The following is a 21,839-nucleotide window of genomic DNA, read 5'->3' as shown; positions in this document are numbered from 1 at the left end:
TTTAGCTATATGGTGAAATGTATTTGTCTTTATGAGGGTAGGGGTACGACCAGTGAAACCCTTGTAATGGAGGTGGAAGAACAGCCCCAAGTCTAGCGAAATGGAATGATTATTTTCCAAACGTTCATCGCACCGATCTGGTAAGAATGTGGGATTTCCACAGTGTGAGCTCTTAGGAGAAAATTTGTCTATGGGTAACGAGGAACTTATAGTCTAGTACAAATCGTTAGATGGAACGCGGAATGATGGGAAACTGTCACGTTCCGTGCGGAGTAGGGGAAAAGCTGGACATAATTTCAAATGCTTACCTATTACTAACGGTTGGTTTAATAAGCAGATACAGATTTTTTATACCAAATGGAAAATTTAAGTAAAAATGGAACTTCTACTCGTTTCAAACGTATAAAGGGAAATGGGGAGTTCTAAACGTATATATATAATGACTAAATTTCTTACATCCCCGTAATTTAATATTAACTATTTTAAGTTACTGGTTAATAAAGGGGAGCCTATTATGAATAATCGATCAGAAGGACGCCACGTTTTCATGGTACTAAGTATTTGTTTGTTTTTATTTTCACCGTTCATTATCTTTTTAGAGCCAATTACTGTCTCTGAAACATTATATTATAAAATGGGTGTTTGGATAATTGTTACGCCTAAGATTAATTTTGTGTTATGTGGACTTGCAGTACTTTTATTAATTATTGCTCTTACTGTAATATGGCTAACTAATATTAGAAAAATATCTATTATATTTGCTATCTTTTGCACGATTTGTAGCAGTATTCTATTATATGGGGCATCCTTATCATACGTATCATTATCAGGAGAATCCTTAAATTTTCGTCAAGCATTTTCCCAAAATGAACAAAAATACTTATGGACAGATGTAAAGAATATTGAATACTTTGATGATTTAGAAAATACTGATACTGTACCATTTTATGTGTTTTCATTTCATGATGGCGAAGAATTAACAATCGTTCAAAATGGACGCTTGACATTGGAAATTCGAACTCGAATTGACCACAAAATAAGAGAAGCTAATATACAATTTAATAGAATTCATGAATGGTGAGAAAGTCTAGATTTTATGGATAAAGGCAAAATTAAAGAGTAGGGGTTTGTAATGAAAGAATATCAATTAATAAGTGACTACAAGTACATTGAAACATATAAGGAAAGCTTTAATGAATTAGCAAAAATGGTCTTTGAAATTGATTTTAAAGGATGGTATGAAAAGGGATGTTGGGACGATAAATATATATGTTATTCATACATTGATGGTGATAAAGTGATCGCAAATGCGTCCATTAATAAAATGACTCTTGTTTCTAATGGTAAAGAATATAAGGCGATACAAGTTGGGACAGTGATGACACATCCTGATTATCGAAAAAAAGGCTTGTCTGGGAAACTTATGAATCACATTATTGATAAATATGAAAAAGAATGCGACTTTATTTACTTATTCGCAAATGAAACAGTTCTAGACTTCTATCCTAAATTTGGATTTGAAAAAGTACCAGAAAGTAGTTTTTCTTTGAACATTACTGATTTAAATCAACAACAAGTAATATCAACTAATATGCGCCGGTTAGATTCGGAAGATACCAATGATTTTCAACTGATGAAAAAATTCGCTAAGGAAAGAATCCCCGTATCTTCAATATTGGGGGTTAAAAATAATGAGCACCTCTTAATGTTTTATTTTATCCTAGCATTTAATGACGCAATCTATTATATCGAAGAGGATGATGTGATTGTTATATTTAAACAAGACGAAGTTCATCTTCATATTTTTGATATAATCAGTACAAAAAGAATTGAATTAGATTCTATTATAAATCGTATTGTTTCGGATAAAAAACAGACAATTCATCTCTATTTTACTCCAGATTATGATGGTCTAAATTTCCATAAAGAGCTCATAACAAAGAGTGATGATACATTGTTAGTCCGTCCCTTACTAAAAGATGGTCCAAAGCATTTTCTATTTCCATTGACATCACACTCATAAACAATATTGAAACTCCTGATGCTAAGCCGAATATGGGTGCTGTTTAGTTATGAAATTAACCTACCTTATTCTACTAATGTCGTACTGTACTTCAAGAAGGCGTATAGCACTTTTTCTTATTGATCTAACTTACTCAGTTTAGTTGAAGAAGGAATATCATCTCGTTAGAAAGAATAAAGAAGGGTATTACTACGACTTTTTAAGGAGAAAAAGGATGAAAATATTGAAAAAGGCAATAGTCATTGGTGCAAGTTCTGGAATTGGTGAAGAACTTGCAAAGGTTTTATCAAATGAGGGTTATATAGTTGGATTAGTTGCTAGAAGAACAGATAATCTACTTGCACTTCAAAAAAAGTTAGCGCATAAATCATTTATCAAATGTATCGATGTTTCACATATTAATGAAGCGAGGAACCTTCTAGAAGAACTTATTGAAGAGATGGATGGAATGGATTTAATTATTATTAGCTCTGGTGTGGGGCATCTCAATCCTGATTTGAATTTAGATTTTGAAAAAGAGACAATCGATGTAAATGTTTCAGGATTTGTAGCAATGTCTAATGTTGCTTATAAATATTTTTTATCAAAAACCTCTGGACACATAGTAGGGATATCGTCAATTGGAGCCTTAATGGCGAATCCTACTGCACCTGCTTACAACGCTTCAAAAACCTTTGTTTCCAATTACCTAATCAGTATTCGCCAAAAGTTAAAGTTGCAGAAGGTAAACGTTTTAGTAACCGATGTTAAATGTGGGTTCGTTGATACGAATATGGCTAAAGGTGATAAAGAGAAAATGTTTTGGGTTGCTTCTCCAGAAAAAGCTGCTTTGCAAATTTACGATAGTGTAAAAAAGAAAAAGAAGACAGTATATGTCTCTAAACGATGGCGTATTATTGCTTGGGTATTAAAAATTCATTCACTCTCTAATTAATTTAATAATTCCTCTGAAAGAAACGTAGTGTTTTAGTTCAAATTCAACTAACAGGGTACGTTACTTCAATAAAGAGTAAAGCCTTTTTAATACTAAACTAAAGCATATTAGTTGAATAAGGTAAATGAAAATACGTTCTTACAAAGGAGAATGCAAATGCCTATTATTAAGCACAAGCAATTTATACAAGCACCTGTGGTTGTATGCTTTGACCTTGCAAGAAACGTAAATATACACACTATTACTACTGCTAAAACGATGGAAAAAGCTGTGGATGGGGTTATGCAAGGGTTATTAGAAGAGGGAGATACTGTTACTTGGGAGGCTATTCACCTTGGTATTAAACAAAAGCTAACGGCAAAAGTAATTCATATGAAAAAGCCTACTGTGTTTGTTGAAATTATGGTAAAAAGGAGCATTTAGTTCTTTTACGCATACATATCTATTTGTAGAAGAGAAAGGTGGAACTCTAATGATTGATACATTTGTGTATAAATCACCTTTTGGTCTTATTGGTATGATTGCTGACAAATTACTTCTGGAATATTATATGACTTATAATTTCTCGTGCAAAAGCATTAAATAGAATTGCAGAAAATGCAAAATAGCTTCTTCAGGTAATGGGTGCTGCACTTCAAAACGGAGTAAATTCTTTTTTCTTATTGTGCTAAAACCGCGGGTTAAATTAGAGCAAATAAGTTGAGTAGAGGTGGGGAAATGTTATTATTATGGCAACTTTCATTATTTGTTTCAATTTTAGCTTTATTGCTCGGTGTTGTTAAAAATTCTTGGACATTCTTACTAATTAGTACGATTACATTCATACCGATAGCGTATTATTTTTCAGGGGCAAATAATGCTTGGAAATATGTTGGTTTGACTCCTATTATACTATTTGTTCTAACGATATTATTTTGGTTCATAAGTAAGAAAAAAATGAGTGCAGTTAAAGGATAGACAGTAAGTGATTGTTTCAACTATGGAACAGTCATTCTTTCACAAACGGATGCTCCAACATGGGAAATTTTAAAAGGGGGTGATTATATTGTTATTAACTCCTTTAGGTGCTATTAAATTATTTGTTAATGATGAAGAAGTGGGATTTACTGCAATAAAATTAGAAAATTTAGAACTGCATTGTCGAGATGTAAATGGTAGGTACTTAATTGAATATGAATATAAAAGTGAAAATCAAAATCAAGAAATTAAATGTTGCATTCCTTCAATAGACGTAAAGAAAGAAATTGAAAGTGGAGAAAGGCTTGAAGCGATTTCTTTTTACAAGAACGATATAAAAATCATAATTGCAATAGAAGGAGAATTCACCGATTACCGAGAAGATATTGAGTATGGCGGGGATTACTTAAGTAATGGAATTCAATATGAAACATTTCAAAATACTGCTGATAAAAAATTTTATTTTGGCGTTTGTTGGATTCAACCGTATACAGAAGAAAATGATATTCAAACTTGGTTTGGTGCTGACCCGTTTTTTAGAAATTTATAGTCTGTGGATTATTACGCTTCAACTAACAGATGCTTAGTAAAAAAGGACTTCAAAATAAAATGAGCATTTCAATACATTTCGCAATTCATTTTTTACTGCATTTAAAATCAACCTTTACTTTTAACATAGCCTTAAATTAAAAAAGCAGGTGAGAAATGAATACTTCTCACCTGCTTTTTGCTTTGCGCAACAATTGGAGTCATACGTGCAAAGCGGCTAGTATATGCACAACATTTCACTGAATATACGCAATATCGAGCTGCTTTTACGCAATATACACCAACAATCTGCAACTTTCCATTACATCTTAACGTTTATCTTCCACAACAAGCACTTCACCTGTTATTGGATGATTAAATTGAACTTTAAATGCATGGAGTTCATACATTTTAGTAGGTGTTTTTTTAGCTCCATATAGTTCGTCACCAACAATAGGATGTCCTAAATGGGCTAAGTGAACTCGAATTTGGTGGGTACGTCCAGTTTCTAAAATCGCATGCACTTTTGTAAATTGTTCATGTTTGCCTGCAACTTCATAATGAGTAATTGCGTTTTGACCAGATGGAGAAACTCTTTTGCGAGTCGGGTGGTGGCGATCATTACCAATAGCAGCTCGTATAGTACCATGCTGGTTTTTCACTTGTCCTTCTACAGTTGCCTCGTAAGTGCGGACAATTGTTTTGTTTTCAAGCATACGATCAAGCATACCTTTGACAAGTGGATTTTTTGCTATAACTACTAATCCCTTAGTACCTTCATCAATGCGATGCACATGTTCGCCGTAATGATGATTTTTACTGTGTAAATAATTTGTCACGGTGTTCATAAAGGTATGATTTTGCCCATCTTCGTTTGGATGCGTCGATGCACCACGTGGTTTAGAAGCAATCAATAAATACTCATCTTCATACGCCACATACAAAGGAATTTGATCGGAAAGTAGATAGTTAGAGGCTTCTCCTTCCCATTTAATCACAAGTACATCACCTTTTTTGTTCGGAAGTTTCCATTGTAGAAGCTCTCCACTTGTATTGCTGACAGCCTTTTGCATGCGTAGCTCATGTATTAACTTTTTACCGAGTTTCCACTTGTCTTGGAAAAGACTATCTATTTTTAAGCCTTCTTCTGTTACTGTATAAGTTAATGTATGTATCATTTTCCTGCTCCTTTAAAAAAAGGGTCTGTCTACTTGACAAGACCCTTTTGGTTATTTTAAAACAATTTCATCAAAGAATAATTGAATTTGATCATTAGAAATAGCGCCAGTTACTCTTTCTACTTCTTTTCCATCTTCAAAATAGATCATTGTTGGTGTTGCTTCGATAAGGTAATCATTCCAGCCTTTTTCGTACTCAAGTACATTATATTTGACGATTTCAATGTCATTTTTTTCAGCAATTGGAGATAAACGTGGAGTCATTTCTTGGCAATGTACACATTCTGGGCTGAAAAAATAAGCTGTAACAGGTTCTCCAGAAGAAACTTTTTTCTTCAATTCATCTGGCAAAATAATGTTTTGATAGTTCGGATCATCGATTAGATCAATAGTAGATTGTCTCAAATCATCCGTATCATAGGGATTATTAGCTAAAGCATCTTTGTTTTTCTGTGAGTTTAACACAAAGATTAATACAAAGACTGCGATGATAATGCCACCAAATATAAGTAGTTTCTTCAAGTTATTTTTCCTCCTTGATGTTCTTCCATACAATAACACTTGTAATTGCGATTAAAATAAATGCAATTAGCGCTAAAAATGGAATTGTAATAAATCCTGCATAGTTTATATATTCTCCTGTACAAGCAACTCTTCCGCAAGCTGGTGCCGATTCTTGCATAAAAGTCAGCTTTTGAATGCTATAATGATAAGCGGAGATACATCCACCAATCACAGAGAATACAAATGTAGTTACTGCTATTTTGGGATTTTTTTGTACGTATGCAATCCCTAATATTAGCACAAGGGGATACATGAGTATACGCTGGTACCAACATAGATCACATGGTTCGTAGCCTCTTACCTCTGAAAAGTAGAGGGAACCTAATGTTGCAGTAAGGGAAACTGTCCACATGAATAATAATAGATTTTCTATTTTTTTTGTCATAGGATCTCCTTAAAAATTACTTTGAACTCAAATTAAAGTATAATGCTTCTTTAATTACATGTAAAATATTTTACCCCGCATTAACGGACAGTATGACTTCCATTTTAAGACTTCCCTAAGTAAAAAACATAAGTGGGAAATCTACTGCCCGTAAATGCCCGATTGGTTCGGGCCAACAGGATGTTGGTCACTCAGGCTTTGCCGCACGACGCGGCGTTAGTAGCCTGAGTTCTATTTTCAATCAGCGGAGAAAAAAACCGCTGATTGACTGTTCACTTTAACTGAAGAGAAAAAAGCTATATAATGAAAGTTACAGATGAAAGAGGAGCCGATATAATGACTGAAGAATTTGATTTATCCCCATTCGAACAAAGCATGATTATAAGACAAACGTCTTTTTCCGATATAGAGTCTATTTTAGAAATACAGCGACAATGTTTTCCAGGAATGGATCCGTGGGAAGTAGCTCATTTACGTAGCCACTTAACTATTTTTCCAGAAGGACAGCTAGTGGCTGAATTGGATGGAAAAGTAATTGGTTCCTGTTCAAGTCTAATTATTAACTTTGATGAATATGATGACCGTCATTCTTGGTCGGATGTGACGGAAGCAGGATATATTACAAACCATAATCCAGAAGGATATAATTTGTACGGAATAGAAGTAATGGTGCATCCCGAATTCAGAAGAATGAAGGTTGGACAACGTTTATATGAAGGTAGAAAAGATATTGCAAGACAGTTTAATCTAAAATCAATTATTATTGGTGGTCGTATTCCAAACTATCATAAATTTACAGATGAGATGTCACCAAGAGAGTATGTGACTTCTGTTTCTCGCCATAAGATATATGATCCAGTTTTAACATTCCAATTAATGAATGGCTTTACATTGATGCGTATTAACCCTAACTATTTGCCAGATGATAAGGCTTCTGTCAAATATGCAACACTGATGGAATGGAATAATGTTGATTATATCCCACTTTCAAAACGTCACTTCAAAACAAGCTATCCTGTACGAATTTGTGCAGTGCAATATATGATGCGTAAAATAAACTCATTTGAAGAGTTTGCGAACCAATGTGAATACTTTGTTGACGTTGCTTCCGATGCACAATCTGATTTTGTAGTGTTTCCGGAAATTTTTACTACGCAACTAATGTCTTTCCTGAATGAACCATCACCAAGCCAAGCGGTTCGTAAATTAACAGAGTATACTCCGCAATATATGGAGTTATTTTCAGATTTATCGATCCGTTATAATATCAATATTATTGCTGGTTCTCACTTTGTGGAAGAAGAAAACGAGGAAATATATAATATCGCATACTTGTTCCACCGAGATGGTGCAATTGATAAGCAATATAAAATCCATATCACACCGAACGAACGTAAGTGGTGGGGGATTAGTGCAGGAGATTCCGTACAAGTATTTGATACAGATTGTGGGAAGATTGCCATTCAAATTTGTTATGATATAGAGTTTCCAGAGCTGGCACGTATAGCGACAGATATGGGCGCAAATATTATTTTTACCCCATTTTGTACCGAAGATCGTCAAGGGTATCTTCGTGTTCGCTATTGTGCACAAGCACGTGCCATTGAAAACCAAATTTATACAGTTATTTCAGGGACAGTTGGAAACTTGCCACAAACAGAAAATATGGATATTCAATATGCACAGTCTGCTATTTTCGCACCTTCGGATTTTGAATTTGCGCGTGATGGCATTGTAGGAGAAACAGAACCGAATGTAGAGATGGTTTTAATCGGGGATGTAGATTTAGAAATCCTGCGTCGTCAACGTCAAGACGGGACGGTTAAACATTTAAAAGATCGCCGTCATGATGTATACAATGTCGATTATAAAAAGTAATGGATAGGGGTTAATAGGCCATGCGATATAAACAACTTTTTGACCAGTGGAATAACTTCTCAGAGTTAGAATCCAATTGGAAAAAGGATCTTCTTCACTTAGCAAAAGATGAAAAGAAAGTAGAAGATGCATTTTACCGGGATTTAGAATTTGGAACTGGTGGGATGCGAGGGGAAATCGGTGCTGGAACGAATCGTATCAATACGTATACGATACGTAAAGCGGCGACTGGCCTTGCTTCATATATAAAAGGAGCTGGAGCAGAAGCTATGGAGCGTGGTGTAGTAATTGCCTATGATAGTCGTAGATTCTCTCCAGAGTTTGCCCAAGAAGCAGCGAGTACACTAGCCTCTAATGGTATAAAAGCTTATTTATATATGGAGCCAAGAACTACACCCCAGCTTTCATTTTCCGTTAGACATTTGTATGCATTCATGGGAATAGTCATAACTGCAAGTCATAATCCTCCTGAATATAATGGGTTCAAGGTCTATGGGGAGGATGGGGCACAGTTAAATCTAGCGGATGCCGAAGTCGTTATCCAGCACGTGAATGATGCAGGAGATGCACTCCATATCGTTCAACGAAATCCAGACCAAGAATTAGTAATTCAATTAAATGAGCAAATGGATCAAGCCTATATAGATGCCTTAAAGACAGTGCAGGAAAACGAAGAACTCGCATTGTCATCTGACTTGGAGGTAGTATTCACTCCTTTACACGGCGCTTCTGGAAAAACGGTTAAACGAATATTAAGTGAAGTTGGCTACAAGCATATCCACTATGTAGAGGAGCAAATGGAGCCAGATGGAGATTTCCCTACACTGATATCTCCAAACCCCGAAGAGGAAAGTGCATTTGAATACGCTATACAACATGGAGAAAAAAATGATGCGGATATACTAATAGCTGTCGATCCAGATGGCGATCGAGTAGGTATTGCAGTTAAAACGGCTTCTAAATATGAGCTTTTAACAGGCAATCAAACCGGGGCTATATTAATCGAATACTTGATGTCACAGCGTAAGAAAAAAGGGGATATACCTGTAAATGGTCGTGTTTTTAAAACCATTGTTACTTCTGATTTAGGCCGAGTAATTGCTGAATATTACGGAGTAAGTACAGAAAGTGTATTAACTGGCTTTAAATTTATCGGTGAAAAGATAAAGCAATACGAAGAGACGAAAGAGTTTGAGTTTTTATTTGGCTATGAGGAAAGTTATGGTTATTTGATAAAAGACTTCGCACGCGATAAAGATGCGGTACAGAGCGTGCTCGCGATAGTAGAAGCTGCTGCCCATTTTAAAAAACAAGATAAGACCCTACTTGATGTATTATCTCAGTTATATGAAAGACATGGCTTCTACTTAGAAGGACTTCAATCTGTTACGAAAAAAGGAGTAAGTGGTGCGAATGCCATTCAAAACTTACTGGAGCAGGTTCGTGTAAATAGAATTACGGAAGTTGCCGGAATTACTGTTCTTTCCCAGGAGGATTATTTGCACTCCGTTCGAACTTTCACGGATGGTCGTAAAGATGAGGAAATATTCCTACCAAAATCAAATGTTATTAAGTACTTCCTAGCAGACGGCTCATGGGTTTGCGTAAGACCAAGTGGGACAGAGCCGAAGATTAAATATTACTTCGGCGTACTTAGTGGCTCAGAAGCAGAAAGCGCACAAAAACTAAAGGCTCTACAAGATGATTTTTCATTGAAGATGGATCAATATTTAAAAGAATAATAGAGAAAAAGGAAAAGTAAACTTGCTTTTCCTTTTTTTTTTATAAGAAAATATATAAAAATACAGAGTGTACACTCGGTTCAAGGGGCTTAGAGAACGAATAATCCTGTGAATTCTGTTTCATGTGGACGCTTTCCGCGGGCGAGGCCGAGCCTCCTCAGGCCAACAGGAAGTTGGTCACGAAGGCGTTGCCACACGAGGTGGCGCTCTTAGCCTTTGTTCAAAGATAAGAAAGTATATAAAAATGTACCGTGTACACTGAATTCATGGGACTTTAAAGAATGAATAATACTACTGATTTCCGTTTCAGGTAGACCCGTTCCGCGGGGTGAGCGATGAGCCATCACCGTCGCTTGCGCGTCGATGTGATGTCTCATCTGTCTCCCTCATCCCGCTGGAGTCGCCACCTTTCACTCCAATCAATTAAGTGAGTAGTACTCGATAAGAAGATTAGCAGAGCTTATCGCTAAGACGATAAGAGTAGACTAAGTTAATATAGGGATAAAATCGACTATTGAATAAATGAGGAAGAAATGAGATCTTCTTTTATATAGTGGTAAAAAGAGAATTAGTAAGTGTTTACTAAATAAAGAAGCGAAATAGCGAACGAAATTGCATCTTCGTGAGCCTCCTCAATTATTAGGATAGTATCTTTTCTCTAGTTACCCAAAAAATGATCTAACCCGTTTCTAAAAGTTGTAGAAGGGCGACGGACAGTTAATAGCCATAAGATTACCGAGAAAAAAGATGCTGGTCGTGACTTCAGTCACGACCAGCATCTTTAAAAAATCAAATGGTAATTATTTAGCAATAAATCTGTACAAAGCCCTTCGAAAACAGTAGAAACAGGTTTAGATCCTAGAGGACCGGGCGTTTTTTTGCCCGGTTTTTCTTACTTTGAAGCGCATACCTGCGGGGTCTCGACTTTCTCGCTTATCCCGCTGGAGTCGACACATTCCACTCCAATCAATTAGTGTGTAGTCCTCCATTAGAAGATTTGGCACAGCATATCGCTTGGATGATAAGATTGGATAAATTTTAGTGAGTGATAAAATCGATTGTTATCTCTAGTGAACTGGACATGCTATACAACAATAGATGAAGACAGTAAAACTTTTTTGTACTAGAGTCCATTTCAACACTGCTTATTTTCAAATTAACTATGAATTAATAAGTAATATTGTATTAAATTATCTGTTTACTTCAAGTTGACATTGTTGATTATAGCGCAGGTCGGCGACTCCAGTGGGAACAGCACGAGGGAGAGACTACAGGCTCGAGCCGTGCCCACGGAAAGCGTCCGACCGGAGCGGAAATCAACGGCATACGGAGGTTTTGATCGGACCGGATTTGTCTTATTCGGTCAAAAGTATGATGCTCAGATTCTACAGCGAGTAGTGGATAAGTGATAATATAAAAATAGATGAATTTACATACTTGGAGGAGTTTACATGCTAACAAATGAACTCTCGAACATTGAATTACTAAAAGAAATAGCAGAATTACTAAATGAAGAAACTGAAATGGAAAATATGCTACAAGGAGCATTGTACAAACTATTAGAAGGTACTTTGTTTGAAACAGGATGGATATTTTTTATTGATGAAAAAGGAAAGCAACAGCTAATTGCAAACGAAAATTTGCCGAACGCACTCAAACAGAATGACTGCAGACAATTGCAAAAAGGTGGCTGCTGGTGTGTTTCAAGGTTTCAAAAAGGCGAGCTAAAAAAAGCCTCGAATATAATTGAGTGTAAAAGAATTGTCAACGCAGGAAAGATGAGTAATGAGGATAGTGGGGGCATTACGCATCATGCAACAGTACCCTTACAATCAGGGCAAGAAAGCTTCGGACTATTAAATGTTGCGACTCCAAACATGATACGGTTTTCAGAAGGCGAGCTTGCCTTACTGGAATCTGTAGCCTTTCAGATTGGGTCAGCTATTAAGCGCATTTACCTCACTAAGCAGGAGCAACAGGTAGCTCTTGTACAGGAGCGTAACCGACTTGCACGAGATTTACATGACTCGGTTAACCAATTACTATTCTCTGTCACCCTAACTGCTCGTGGTGGCATAGAAATGACTGAGCAACAGGAAATAAAAGATACATTTAAAGAAATACAGTATCTAACACAGGAAGCTCTAACAGAAATGCGTGCACTCATTTGGCAGCTACGTCCAAAAGGGCTGGAGTCAGGAATTATCGAAGGTCTTAAAGGATATGGAGATATTTTAGGGCTTACTTTGATAGTGAAGGTAAAAGGAGTTATTAACTTACCTGCAATTATAGAAGAAACACTATTTCGAATTGCGCAGGAAGCATTGAATAATATTCGAAAGCATTCTGGTGTACTCCAAGCTGAACTATATTTAACAGTTACCACTACTGATGTCATGTTAGTCGTGAAAGATGAGGGTTGTGGATTTCATATGAAAGAACCTAAAAAATTACGTTCTATCGGTTTACAAAGCATGAAGGATAGAGCAAATTTTGTCGGCGGTACAGTGGATTGGGTAACAGAGTGGGGAACAGGAACAGAAATATTAGTGCGATTACCTTACTAGGGGGAGTAATAATGATACGTGTACTAATTGCAGATGATCATCATGTAGTAAGAAGAGGTTTAATGTTTTTTCTGAAAACGCAAAAGGATATGGATATTGTAGGTGAGGCAACTAATGGAGAAGAAGCTGTGCAGTTAACAGCAAGCTTGAAGCCCGATGTCATATTAATGGATTTGGTCATGCCAGTAATGAATGGAATAGAAGCAACAAAACACATAAAGGCTACAAATCCTGAAATAAAAATATTAATGCTTACTAGTTTTTCAGATAGAGATCATGTGATACCTGCCTTAAAAGCTGGTGCAGCAGGATATCAGCTAAAGGATATCGAACCAGATGACTTGGCCGATGCAATTCGAAAGCTCATGCGTGGAGAAAATACGTTACATCCAGAGGCGACAACTCAGCTTGAAAAAGAGTGGGAGCCAGTTGTACCAAGTCCACATGAAGAACATCCGTTAACACCTAGGGAGCAGGATGTATTATCCGAATTAACAAAAGGGAAAAGTAATCGAGAAATAGCATCCTCTTTGTTTATTACTGAGAAAACAGTAAAAACGCATATTTCCAATATATTTGCCAAGCTACATGTTCAAGACCGCACACAAGCAGCTCTTTATGCGGTCAAGCATGGATTAACAGAACCAAGTGGACAATAAAGAAGCACGGAGAGTCGCAATAACTATGCGATCCACCGTGCTTTTTGTTTCTCTATATAAAATTAGATGAAGAGCTATAATCGATCGACCATCAAAATTACTTACATATCATCAAGCGTGTCCATATTTGGTTCAATGTGGACTAGGACAACCGAAAATGGCTTGACCTTCATTATTCGTTGTTCTATTTCCTCTGTAATACGATGGCTATTCATAACGTTCAGATTTGGATCTACGGTTACAGTAAGATCGACAAACATCAAATTTCCATGCATTCTCGCTTTAAAATCTTGTAACTCATCGACACCATCGACGAGTCTTACTATTGTGGAGAGGGACTCCGCTTCCTCCACATTAAAGCCGTCAGATAGTGTGTAAGCCGCATCATGAAAAATAGTATAAGCAGTATAGATAATTATTATCCCGACTAACAGGGCAGTTATTCCGTCTAAAATTGGAAACCCTAAAATAGATCCGACTATACCGATAGTCGCACCAATACTAACTAATGCATCGGAGCGATTATCGTAAGCAGCAGCTTTTAAAGCCGCACTATGAATACGGTTGGCAAGCTGTAAATTATATCTATAAACAATGTACATAATAATTGCACTACCTAGTCCAACAATTGCGGTTAACATGGAAGGTGTTTCTTCAGTAGGATTAACAAGATGTCGTATTGCTTGAATAAGTACTTGAATTCCAATAAATGCCATGATAAATGCAGCAACGAGGGAAGCAATCGTTTCTGCACGTAAATGTCCATACTGATGATGACTATCTGGCGGCTTTTGAGAAATACGCAGTCCGATTAATATTGCGACAGAGGCGATAATATCTGTAAAATTATTAAGTCCATCTGCTTTTAAGGCTTCTGAGGAACCAAAGATACCAATGGTTAGCTTAATAGTACTAAGTATTAGATAGATACCAATACTTATCCATGCACCTTTTTCCCCTTCACGTAAGTTTGTATATAGCTCCACAATGTTTCCTCATTTCAACAATTATAGACATAGGAAAACGACCCTCAAATGAGAGTCGTTTTTATATATGTCCTAATTTTTTTGTTCGACTATTTCTTCTTTCACTTCTTTAACTGGCGGAGCAGATTTAATAATTTCTAAGTATTGAATATGATGTCCATCAATCTCTTTAATCATGAAATCATAGCCTTGTTGTTGAATTTTTTCACCTTTTACGGTTTCATAGCTTTTTGTCATAAACCAACCACCTATTGTATCTATATCTTCTTCATCGATATCTATACCTAGTAGGTCGTTCACATTTTCGATTAACATTTTAGCATCTACAATATAATGATTCTCGTCTAACTTTTGAACTTCCGGAAGTTCATCGGTATCGAACTCGTCACGTATATCGCCTACGATTTCTTCGATAATATCTTCAATCGTTACAAGTCCTGAAGTACCACCATATTCGTCCATTAAAATAGCCATATGAATTCTTTCACGTTGAATTTTAAGTAATAAATCGGAGATTGGCATATTCTCAATAACACGAATGATTGGTTGCATATAATCACTTACAGGTGTAGTTGCATTTGTAGGATCTTTAATATATGCCGTTAACAGATTTTTCATATTTACGAGTCCAATAATATGATCTTTATCGCCGTCAGTTACTGGATATCTTGTAAATTGTTCCACACCAATCAGTTGAAATACTTGATCTAACGTAAAATCTTTATCAATAGAAGTTATCTCAGTACGTGGAACCATAATTTCTTTTGCAATACGATCATCAAATTCGAAAATTTTGTTCACGTATTTGTACTCGGCTTGATTGATTTCTCCGCCTTTAAAACTGTCGGAAAGAATCATACGAAGCTCTTCTTCTGAATGGGCTACTTCTGAATCGGAAACTGACTCTAAACCAAATACTTTAGTTGCTAAGAAACGAGCGGAACCATTCATCCCGTGAATAATTGGATACATAAGTTTATCAAAAATGATCAGTGGTTTTGCTACTGCTAATGTAATTTGTTCTGACCTTTGAATGGCAAAAGTCTTTGGTGTTAACTCTCCTACAACTACATGAATATAGGTTACAAGAGAGAATGCAATAATAAATGAAAGTACAGAGGAAACACTCTCTGGGAGTTCATAATAAGTAAATGCAGGATGTAATATTGCTTCTATTGTCGGTTCTCCAAGCCACCCAAGCCCTAAAGCTGTTATGGTGATTCCGAGCTGACAGGCAGATAGATATTCATCCAGATTGGAAACTACTTTTTTAGCATTTATCGCCTTAGTATTTCCTTCAGCTATAAGCTGATCAATTCTTGTAGTTCTTACCTTTACTATTGCAAACTCACTCGCAACGAAAAATGCAGTGAATGCGATTAAGACAGCAAACGCTGTCAATCGTATGGCTATGTCCAAATAATTACTTTGTCCCAAACCCAAATGAGGGGGAAGACAAAGTGTACACCTCCTGTTTTCTTAAAAATAGTTTATACGTTTAATAATAAAAGATAAAAATAGAAATTACAAATCTTTCTACTTTAAATAAAGATATTCTATTATCAATATTTACAAAAGCTTAATATCTTTACACTTAGGAATATTAGATAATAGAGATTAATAAAGTTGGGAGGTACTCGATGAAAAACAAATACATAGAAATACTTAAGACATCCACTAAGCTCGGTTTAACCTCATTTGGAGGTCCAGCTGCTCATATAGGTTATTTTAGAGACGAGTATGTGGAAAAAAGAAAATGGCTTGATGACAAATTGTATGCAGATATCGTTGCGTTATGTCAGTTTTTACCTGGACCTGCTTCCTCTCAAGTAGGAATCTCTATTGGAATATTAAGAGGCGGATTATTAGGAGGTATTATTTCATGGCTAGGTTTTACGATGCCATCAGTAATCCTTTTAATGTTATTTGCTGCATTTATCTCGAGTTCAGGTTCTTTTGATAGTGGATGGATCCAAGGGTTAAAAATAGTGGCGGTCGCGGTTGTAGCACATGCCTTAATTGGAATGCAAAAATCATTAGCTCCAGATCGTATTAGAATCTCTATTGCAATAGCATGCGCAATACTCACGTTGCTTATTCCTACTGCAGTTGGACAAATAGTGATTATTCTTATTGCAGGCATTTTTGGTTATTTTTATTATAAAAATGAATCAATAGAATCTGCTCCTGAGATGAAGCTAAGCTTTGGGAAAAAAACTGGAATCATTAGCTGGATATTATTTTTCACATTGCTTGTTTTACTACCTTTACTAAAGCCCTTTGTACAATCTGTCTATTATGCTATTTTTGATACTTATTATCGTGTTGGATCGATTGTATTTGGTGGTGGTCATGTTGTATTACCGATGCTACAAAGGGAGGTAGATGTATCTGCCGACGTGTTCCTTACTGGATATGGTGCTGCACAAGCAGTACCTGGTCCATTATTTACAATCGCTGGCTTTTTAGGACAAATAACAGCTGGTACAGGCGGAGCATTGATCGCGGTTTTTGCAATGTTTCTACCTTCATTTTTGTTGGTCGTTGGAACATTGCCATTTTGGTCAATTATTCGTTCTAAAAAAGGGATTCAAGCTGCATTAAAGGGAGTCAATGCTGCTGTTGTAGGAATTCTGCTTGCAGCACTTTATGATCCAGTATTCATGAGTGCGGTGAATGGTCCGATTGATTTTGTTATTGTATTAATCACTTTTACAATGCTAGTAGTGTATAAATTAGCACCATACAAGGTCGTACTCGTTAGTGTTGTGCTAGGTGTAATTGTGCATGGATTATAAAAATTCAAAAAGTATTGACAATTAAAATTACAGTATGCTACTGTTAATCTACATAAAAAATGGAAATGGAGGTATGACAAAATGAAATGTTTAAAGGATAAAGTTGTAGACTTGACTAATTGTTCATACCTACCATTAGACCGGAAATGATTTAATAACAGGCATTTTACGTATTCGTATTGTCTACTATTAAAGCGCATTACCTGTATAAGGGTAATGCGCTTTTCTATGTCTATTTATTTCCGATTTTTGGTGAATAAAACGTAAAGGAGTGTTGGATATGACTATTCAACGGACAAAGCAAATTTTATTAAAGGAATCTCTTGAAGGTGGATAGCTATTAAGTTTTGTGTAGAAAGAAGAAAAGAGGGTTATAAATGTTTTCTGTATTATTTAAATTGAAATGGTTTTTTAAAGATCATTGGAAGCGTTATACAATAGCGGTTAGTTTGCTAATAATTGCTAGTGCATTTGAGGTTTTACCACCATGGTTAGTTGGTGGAGCGATTGATACCATAACTATGGGGGAAATGACAAAAGAGTCATTAATGCAATATGTCCTCTACTTTGTTGGAATAATTATTATAGGCTATGTACTTAACTTCGTTTGGCAATATCAATTATTTGGTGGTTCGATTACGATTGAGCGTATTTTACGATCGAAGTTAAACTTAAAGTTTTTGAATATGACACCAACATTTTACGAAAAAAATCGTACGGGTGATTTAATGGCTCGTGCAACAAATGATTTGAATGCAGTAGCCACAACAGCGGGGTTTGGGATCATGACATTAATTGATTCTACCATGTATATGGCTGCACTTATACTTGCAATGGGCTTTTTAATTTCGTGGAAACTTACATTTTTTGCGATTTTACCAATACCTATTTTAGCATTTATCATGCAATATCTTGGGAAAAAAATTCATGAAAAGTATATGGTTGCCCAGGATGCATTTGGTGATTTAAATGACCGTGTATTAGAATCGGTTGCTGGGGTTCGAGTTATTCGCGCTTATGTCCAGGAAAGAGCTGATGAACAGAACTTTGCTGATATGAGTGAAGAAGTCTATGAGAAAAATATGGTTGTAGAACGAATTGATGCACTTTTCGGACCTATTACAAAGGTTGGAACTGGTATCAGTTATGTAGTTGCCCTAGGGTATGGTGCTTATTTAGTATCAAAAGGTGAAATGACAGTTGGTAATCTAATCACCTTTAACGTTTACTTAGGGATGGCCATATGGCCGATGTTTGCAATTGGTGAACTAATCAATGTGATGCAGCGTGGGAATGCCTCGCTTGATCGAGTGCAAGAAACATTAGAATATGACCAAGATGTAAAAGATCCTACTACACCGGTTCAGTTAAATGGTGTGGATTCAATTGGATTTCAAGATGTTGGTTTCCAATACCCATTGTCACAAGTAAAAAATCTACAAAATATTCAAGTTAACATTCAGAAAGGTCAAACACTTGGAATTGTAGGAAAAACTGGTTCCGGAAAAACTACCTTTATGAAGCAATTATTAAAGGAATATCCGATTGGAGCAGGTCAGTTAACAATAGGAGAAACTGCAATTTCAGCACAAACGAAAGATCAAGTTCTGGAATGGATTGGATATGTACCACAAGATCATGTTTTGTTTTCTAGAACAATTCGTCAAAACATTCTTTTTGGTAAAGAAGATGCGACGGAAGATGAACTTGAAGAAGCAATTCGTTTAGCACACTTTCAACAGGATCTAATGAGCTTACCAATGGGCTTAGAAACGTTAGTTGGAGAAAAAGGGGTATCATTATCCGGCGGACAAAAACAACGGGTATCTATTGCTCGTGCGCTTATTAAAAATCCGGAAATTTTGCTGTTAGATGATTCTCTTTCTGCAGTAGATGCTAAAACAGAAGCTAAAATTATTGAAAATATACAAAATGAACGTAGTGGAAAGACAACAATTATTACGACGCATCGTTTGTCAGGTATCCAACATGCTGATCATATTATCGTTTTAGATGAAGGTCTTATTGTGGAAGAGGGATCTCATCAAGAACTTCTTACACAAAATGGTTGGTATAAAGAACAATATGATCGTCAACAGCTTGAGGGGGTGTCGTCATGAGTACAGGAAAACGACTCTACCATTATGCGTTATTTTATAAAAAACCAATTATTCTTGGCCTAATCTTTTTAACTATTGCGGTGTTTGCAGATTTAACTGGTCCATTCATTGCAAAGAAAATTATCGACGACCATATTACGGAGGGAGCTATTAATCTTCCACCTATATTAATGCTATTGGCTGTCTACTTTGGGTTAGCAATTGTAACAGCGGTTTTTAGATACTTTATGTTCATCAATTTACAGATTGGTGCAAACCGAGTTGTGCAAAAGCTCAGAAATGATGTTTTTCAACATATTCAAACGTTGCCAATACAGTATTTTGATAACTTGCCTGCAGGAAAAGTTGTCGCACGTGTGACAAACGATACAGAAGCAATTCGTAATTTGTATGTGCAAGTATTATCTCAGTTTGCAACGAGTATCATATCCATTGTAGGGGTTTATGTTGCTATGTTCATCTTAAACGTACAAATGGCTGCAATGGCACTATTTGTTGTTCCTATTGTGTATGTTTGGATGATTGCTTATCGAAAATATGCATCTAAATATAATCATGTAGTTCGCACAAAAATTGCTGATTTAAATGCAATGATAAATGAATCAATCCAAGGGATGTCCATTATTCAAGCATTCAAACGTGAAAAGCAAATGGAACGTGAATTTGAAGAAATGAATGAAGAACATTATCGCTATCAGAAGAAGCTACTTACTCTAGACTCAGCAACTTCATTTAACTTAGTAAGTGTGCTCCGTATGATTATGTTTGTTATGTTCATCTGGTATTTTGGAAGCTTGTCCCTGGAGCCAAATACAATCATTTCAGCTGGTATGCTCTATGCATTTGTAGACTATACGACTCGTTTATTTAATCCAATCACAGGGATTGTTAACCAATTTGCGCAATTAGAGAGATCATTGGTTGCTGGACATCGAGTATTCCAATTACTTGATGAAACAGGAGAAGAAGTAAAAGACGAACGTATGAAACGATATGAAGGAAATGTAGAGTTTCAAGATGTATCTTTTGCGTATAAAGCAGAGGATTATGTATTGAAAAATTTGAACTTTGTAGCGAATAAAGGGGAGACTGTAGCGCTTGTAGGTCATACTGGATCTGGTAAAAGTTCTATTATGAACTTATTGTTCCGCTTTTATGATCCTTCAAAAGGGAAGATTTTAATAGATGGAACAGACATAACAACATTACCGAGACAAACAATTCGTAATCATATGGGTATTGTTTTACAGGATCCTTATTTGTTCTCAGGAACGATTGAGTCAAACGTCAGTTTAAACGATCCGCGTATTTCTCGAGAGAGAGTGGAGGCAGCTTTAGAAGCTGTCGGCGGAGAACGAGTGTTGAAAAATCTTGAAAAAGGCTTGGATGAACCTGTTATTGAAAAGGGGAGCACTTTATCGTCTGGGCAGCGACAGCTAGTTTCATTCGCTAGAGCACTTGCTTTTGATCCCGCTATATTAATATTGGATGAAGCGACATCCAATATTGATACAGAGACAGAAGAAATTATTCAACATGCGATGGATGTACTGAAAAAAGGTCGAACCACTTTTATCATTGCACATCGACTTTCTACTATTAAAAATGCGGATCGCATATTAGTGTTAGACCATGGTGAAATCGTCGAAAGTGGAACTCATGACGAATTACTTCAACTACAAGGTCGCTATGAACAAATGTATAAATTACAAGCAGGAGTATCTCAGCATGTATAACACATGCGGGGATACTCCCTTTTTAAAAGAAAAGAAAGTATATAAAAATACAGCATGAACACCAGTTTTACAGGGCTTTTAAGAATGATTGATACTACTGATTTGCGTTTCAGTGGACGCTTTCCGTGGGCACGGCTTCAATCTCCTCGTCACTACGAAAACATATGCTCCTGCGGTTACTCGTCGCAAAGACGTTGGTCAAATAAAGTTTGACCAACGTCTTTCCTGCGGGGCTTTCAGCTCGTGCACCTGTCGCTTCGCTATCGGTGCAGAAAACATTTGCTGTTCCCACAGGAGTCGCCACTTTCACTCCAATCAATTAAATGAGTAGTACTAAACTAGGGGATATTGCATAGACTCTCGCTTAGATAAGAAGAGTAGTCCGAGTTAATGTGGGGATAAAACCGTCTGTTGAATGTAGGAATGAAATTGTGTAAGGAAAGATGAATATAGTAGATTTTCTTTTTTACTAGTGGAAATAATGAAAAATAGTAAGTGTCTACCCAATAAAGAAGCGAAATAGCGAACGAAATTGCATCTTCGTGAGCCTCCTCAATTATTAGGATAGTATCTTTTCTCTAGTTACCACAAAAATGTACTTATCTGTTTCTAAGAGTTGTAGGAGGGCGACGGACAGTTAATAGCCATAAGATTACCGAGAAAAAAAGATGCTGGTCGTGACTTCAGTCACGACCAGCATCTTTAAAAAATCAAATGGTAATTATATCGCAATAAATCTGTACAAAGCCCTTCGAAAACAGTAGAAACAGGTTTAGACCCTAGA

General features: G+C 36.2%; 18 protein-coding genes and 1 pseudogene. 13 read left to right on the top strand and 6 right to left on the bottom strand.

The genetic code is table 11. The features are described 5' to 3' along the window. The first annotated feature begins 514 nt into the window (after positions 1–514). The 6 genes and pseudogenes from LDK52_RS17070 to LDK52_RS17045 all read left to right on the top strand — a co-directional run bounded on the left by LDK52_RS17070 (position 515) and on the right by LDK52_RS17045 (position 4,464). The gene (locus LDK52_RS17070; protein WP_277587143.1) at positions 515–1,081 is read left to right on the top strand and encodes a hypothetical protein; all 567 of its coding nucleotides are present in this window, start codon (positions 515–517) and stop codon (positions 1,079–1,081) included. Between the two features lie 51 nt (positions 1,082–1,132). Further along, the gene (locus LDK52_RS17065; RefSeq protein ID WP_277587142.1) at positions 1,133–2,023 is read left to right on the top strand and encodes a GNAT family N-acetyltransferase; all 891 of its coding nucleotides are present in this window, start codon (positions 1,133–1,135) and stop codon (positions 2,021–2,023) included. A 214-nt stretch (positions 2,024–2,237) separates the two neighbouring features. Continuing rightward, the gene (locus LDK52_RS17060) at positions 2,238–2,957 is read left to right on the top strand and encodes an SDR family NAD(P)-dependent oxidoreductase (RefSeq protein ID WP_277587141.1); all 720 of its coding nucleotides are present in this window, start codon (positions 2,238–2,240) and stop codon (positions 2,955–2,957) included. 156 nt (positions 2,958–3,113) lie between these two features. Continuing rightward, positions 3,114–3,565 (top strand): annotated as a pseudogene (locus LDK52_RS17055) (SRPBCC family protein). 109 nt (positions 3,566–3,674) lie between these two features. Then, positions 3,675–3,914, top strand: coding sequence for a hypothetical protein (locus tag LDK52_RS17050; RefSeq protein ID WP_277587140.1), 240 nt, complete (start codon positions 3,675–3,677; stop codon positions 3,912–3,914). An 88-nt stretch (positions 3,915–4,002) separates the two neighbouring features. Continuing rightward, on the top strand, positions 4,003–4,464 hold the full coding sequence (locus tag LDK52_RS17045) for a hypothetical protein (protein WP_277587139.1): 462 nt from the start codon (positions 4,003–4,005) through the stop codon (positions 4,462–4,464). Positions 4,465–4,771: 307 nt separating this feature from the next. Here the strand turns inward: LDK52_RS17045 and LDK52_RS17040 are convergent, their stop codons facing one another. From LDK52_RS17040 to LDK52_RS17030, 3 genes are read right to left on the bottom strand one after another with little or no spacing between them, the layout of a single operon-like run. Further along, the gene (locus tag LDK52_RS17040; RefSeq protein WP_277587138.1) at positions 4,772–5,620 is read right to left on the bottom strand and encodes an RluA family pseudouridine synthase; all 849 of its coding nucleotides are present in this window, start codon (positions 5,618–5,620) and stop codon (positions 4,772–4,774) included. A gap of 51 nt (positions 5,621–5,671) precedes the next feature. Then, on the bottom strand, positions 5,672–6,142 hold the full coding sequence (locus tag LDK52_RS17035) for a thioredoxin family protein (RefSeq protein WP_277587137.1): 471 nt from the start codon (positions 6,140–6,142) through the stop codon (positions 5,672–5,674). A gap of 1 nt (position 6,143) precedes the next feature. Beyond that, positions 6,144–6,569, bottom strand: a complete 426-nt coding sequence (locus LDK52_RS17030; protein WP_277587136.1) for a disulfide oxidoreductase — start codon at positions 6,567–6,569, stop codon at positions 6,144–6,146. Between the two features lie 336 nt (positions 6,570–6,905). On the opposite strand from LDK52_RS17030, the gene LDK52_RS17025 reads away from it, so the two are divergent. Together LDK52_RS17025 and LDK52_RS17020 are read left to right on the top strand one after the other, a co-directional pair. After that, positions 6,906–8,447 carry a carbon-nitrogen hydrolase family protein gene (locus LDK52_RS17025; protein WP_277587135.1) on the top strand — a complete coding sequence of 514 codons (1,542 nt, stop codon included), beginning with the start codon at positions 6,906–6,908 and terminating at the stop codon, positions 8,445–8,447. 20 nt (positions 8,448–8,467) lie between these two features. Further along, the gene (locus tag LDK52_RS17020) at positions 8,468–10,189 is read left to right on the top strand and encodes a phospho-sugar mutase (protein WP_277587134.1); all 1,722 of its coding nucleotides are present in this window, start codon (positions 8,468–8,470) and stop codon (positions 10,187–10,189) included. Positions 10,190–10,398: 209 nt separating this feature from the next. Here the strand turns inward: LDK52_RS17020 and LDK52_RS17015 are convergent, their stop codons facing one another. Continuing rightward, positions 10,399–10,566 carry a hypothetical protein gene (locus LDK52_RS17015; protein ID WP_277587133.1) on the bottom strand — a complete coding sequence of 56 codons (168 nt, stop codon included), beginning with the start codon at positions 10,564–10,566 and terminating at the stop codon, positions 10,399–10,401. A 1,074-nt stretch (positions 10,567–11,640) separates the two neighbouring features. Between LDK52_RS17015 and LDK52_RS17010 the strand changes: the two genes are divergently transcribed. Together LDK52_RS17010 and LDK52_RS17005 are read left to right on the top strand one after the other, a co-directional pair. Further along, the gene (locus LDK52_RS17010) at positions 11,641–12,756 is read left to right on the top strand and encodes a GAF domain-containing sensor histidine kinase (protein WP_277587132.1); all 1,116 of its coding nucleotides are present in this window, start codon (positions 11,641–11,643) and stop codon (positions 12,754–12,756) included. An 11-nt stretch (positions 12,757–12,767) separates the two neighbouring features. Continuing rightward, positions 12,768–13,415 (top strand): response regulator, encoded by a 648-nt coding sequence (locus tag LDK52_RS17005; RefSeq protein ID WP_277587131.1) that lies wholly within the window; start codon positions 12,768–12,770, stop codon positions 13,413–13,415. Between the two features lie 101 nt (positions 13,416–13,516). Here LDK52_RS17005 and LDK52_RS17000 read toward each other — a convergent pair whose 3' ends face one another. Then, the gene (locus LDK52_RS17000; protein WP_277587130.1) at positions 13,517–14,401 is read right to left on the bottom strand and encodes a cation diffusion facilitator family transporter; all 885 of its coding nucleotides are present in this window, start codon (positions 14,399–14,401) and stop codon (positions 13,517–13,519) included. 72 nt (positions 14,402–14,473) lie between these two features. Further along, positions 14,474–15,820, bottom strand: a complete 1,347-nt coding sequence (locus LDK52_RS16995) for a hemolysin family protein (protein WP_277587129.1) — start codon at positions 15,818–15,820, stop codon at positions 14,474–14,476. Positions 15,821–16,041: 221 nt separating this feature from the next. Between LDK52_RS16995 and chrA the strand changes: the two genes are divergently transcribed. The 3 genes from chrA (at position 16,042) to LDK52_RS16980 (ending at position 21,055) form a co-directional block, all read left to right on the top strand. Beyond that, on the top strand, positions 16,042–17,199 hold the full coding sequence (chrA, locus tag LDK52_RS16990; protein ID WP_277587128.1) for a chromate efflux transporter: 1,158 nt from the start codon (positions 16,042–16,044) through the stop codon (positions 17,197–17,199). A 377-nt stretch (positions 17,200–17,576) separates the two neighbouring features. Then, entirely contained in the window at positions 17,577–19,319 is a 1,743-nt protein-coding gene (locus LDK52_RS16985) for an ABC transporter ATP-binding protein (RefSeq protein ID WP_277587127.1), read from the top strand. After that, positions 19,316–21,055 carry an ABC transporter ATP-binding protein gene (locus LDK52_RS16980; RefSeq protein ID WP_277587126.1) on the top strand — a complete coding sequence of 580 codons (1,740 nt, stop codon included), beginning with the start codon at positions 19,316–19,318 and terminating at the stop codon, positions 21,053–21,055. Before LDK52_RS16985 ends, LDK52_RS16980 begins: the two co-directional genes overlap by 4 nt. Positions 21,056–21,839 lie beyond the last annotated feature (784 nt).

Source organism: Psychrobacillus antarcticus, assembly GCF_029533155.1.
GTDB classification, from domain to species: Bacteria; Bacillota; Bacilli; order Bacillales_A; family Planococcaceae; genus Psychrobacillus; species Psychrobacillus antarcticus.
Note: the sequence above shows the minus strand (reverse complement) of the source record. Positions and strands in the feature narration are given on the sequence as shown.

Coding starts and splice junctions, on each gene's coding strand:
- LDK52_RS17070 (WP_277587143.1), top strand. CDS start 515: ATGAATAATCGATCAGAAGGACGCCACGTTTTCATGGTACTAAGTATT.
- LDK52_RS17065 (WP_277587142.1), top strand. CDS start 1,133: ATGAAAGAATATCAATTAATAAGTGACTACAAGTACATTGAAACATAT.
- LDK52_RS17060 (WP_277587141.1), top strand. CDS start 2,238: ATGAAAATATTGAAAAAGGCAATAGTCATTGGTGCAAGTTCTGGAATT.
- LDK52_RS17050 (WP_277587140.1), top strand. CDS start 3,675: ATGTTATTATTATGGCAACTTTCATTATTTGTTTCAATTTTAGCTTTA.
- LDK52_RS17040 (WP_277587138.1), bottom strand. CDS start 5,620: ATGATACATACATTAACTTATACAGTAACAGAAGAAGGCTTAAAAATA.
- LDK52_RS17030 (WP_277587136.1), bottom strand. CDS start 6,569: ATGACAAAAAAAATAGAAAATCTATTATTATTCATGTGGACAGTTTCC.
- LDK52_RS17025 (WP_277587135.1), top strand. CDS start 6,906: ATGACTGAAGAATTTGATTTATCCCCATTCGAACAAAGCATGATTATA.
- LDK52_RS17020 (WP_277587134.1), top strand. CDS start 8,468: ATGCGATATAAACAACTTTTTGACCAGTGGAATAACTTCTCAGAGTTA.
- LDK52_RS17015 (WP_277587133.1), bottom strand. CDS start 10,566: ATGAGACATCACATCGACGCGCAAGCGACGGTGATGGCTCATCGCTCA.
- LDK52_RS17010 (WP_277587132.1), top strand. CDS start 11,641: ATGCTAACAAATGAACTCTCGAACATTGAATTACTAAAAGAAATAGCA.
- LDK52_RS17005 (WP_277587131.1), top strand. CDS start 12,768: ATGATACGTGTACTAATTGCAGATGATCATCATGTAGTAAGAAGAGGT.
- chrA (WP_277587128.1), top strand. CDS start 16,042: ATGAAAAACAAATACATAGAAATACTTAAGACATCCACTAAGCTCGGT.
- LDK52_RS16985 (WP_277587127.1), top strand. CDS start 17,577: ATGTTTTCTGTATTATTTAAATTGAAATGGTTTTTTAAAGATCATTGG.
- LDK52_RS16980 (WP_277587126.1), top strand. CDS start 19,316: ATGAGTACAGGAAAACGACTCTACCATTATGCGTTATTTTATAAAAAA.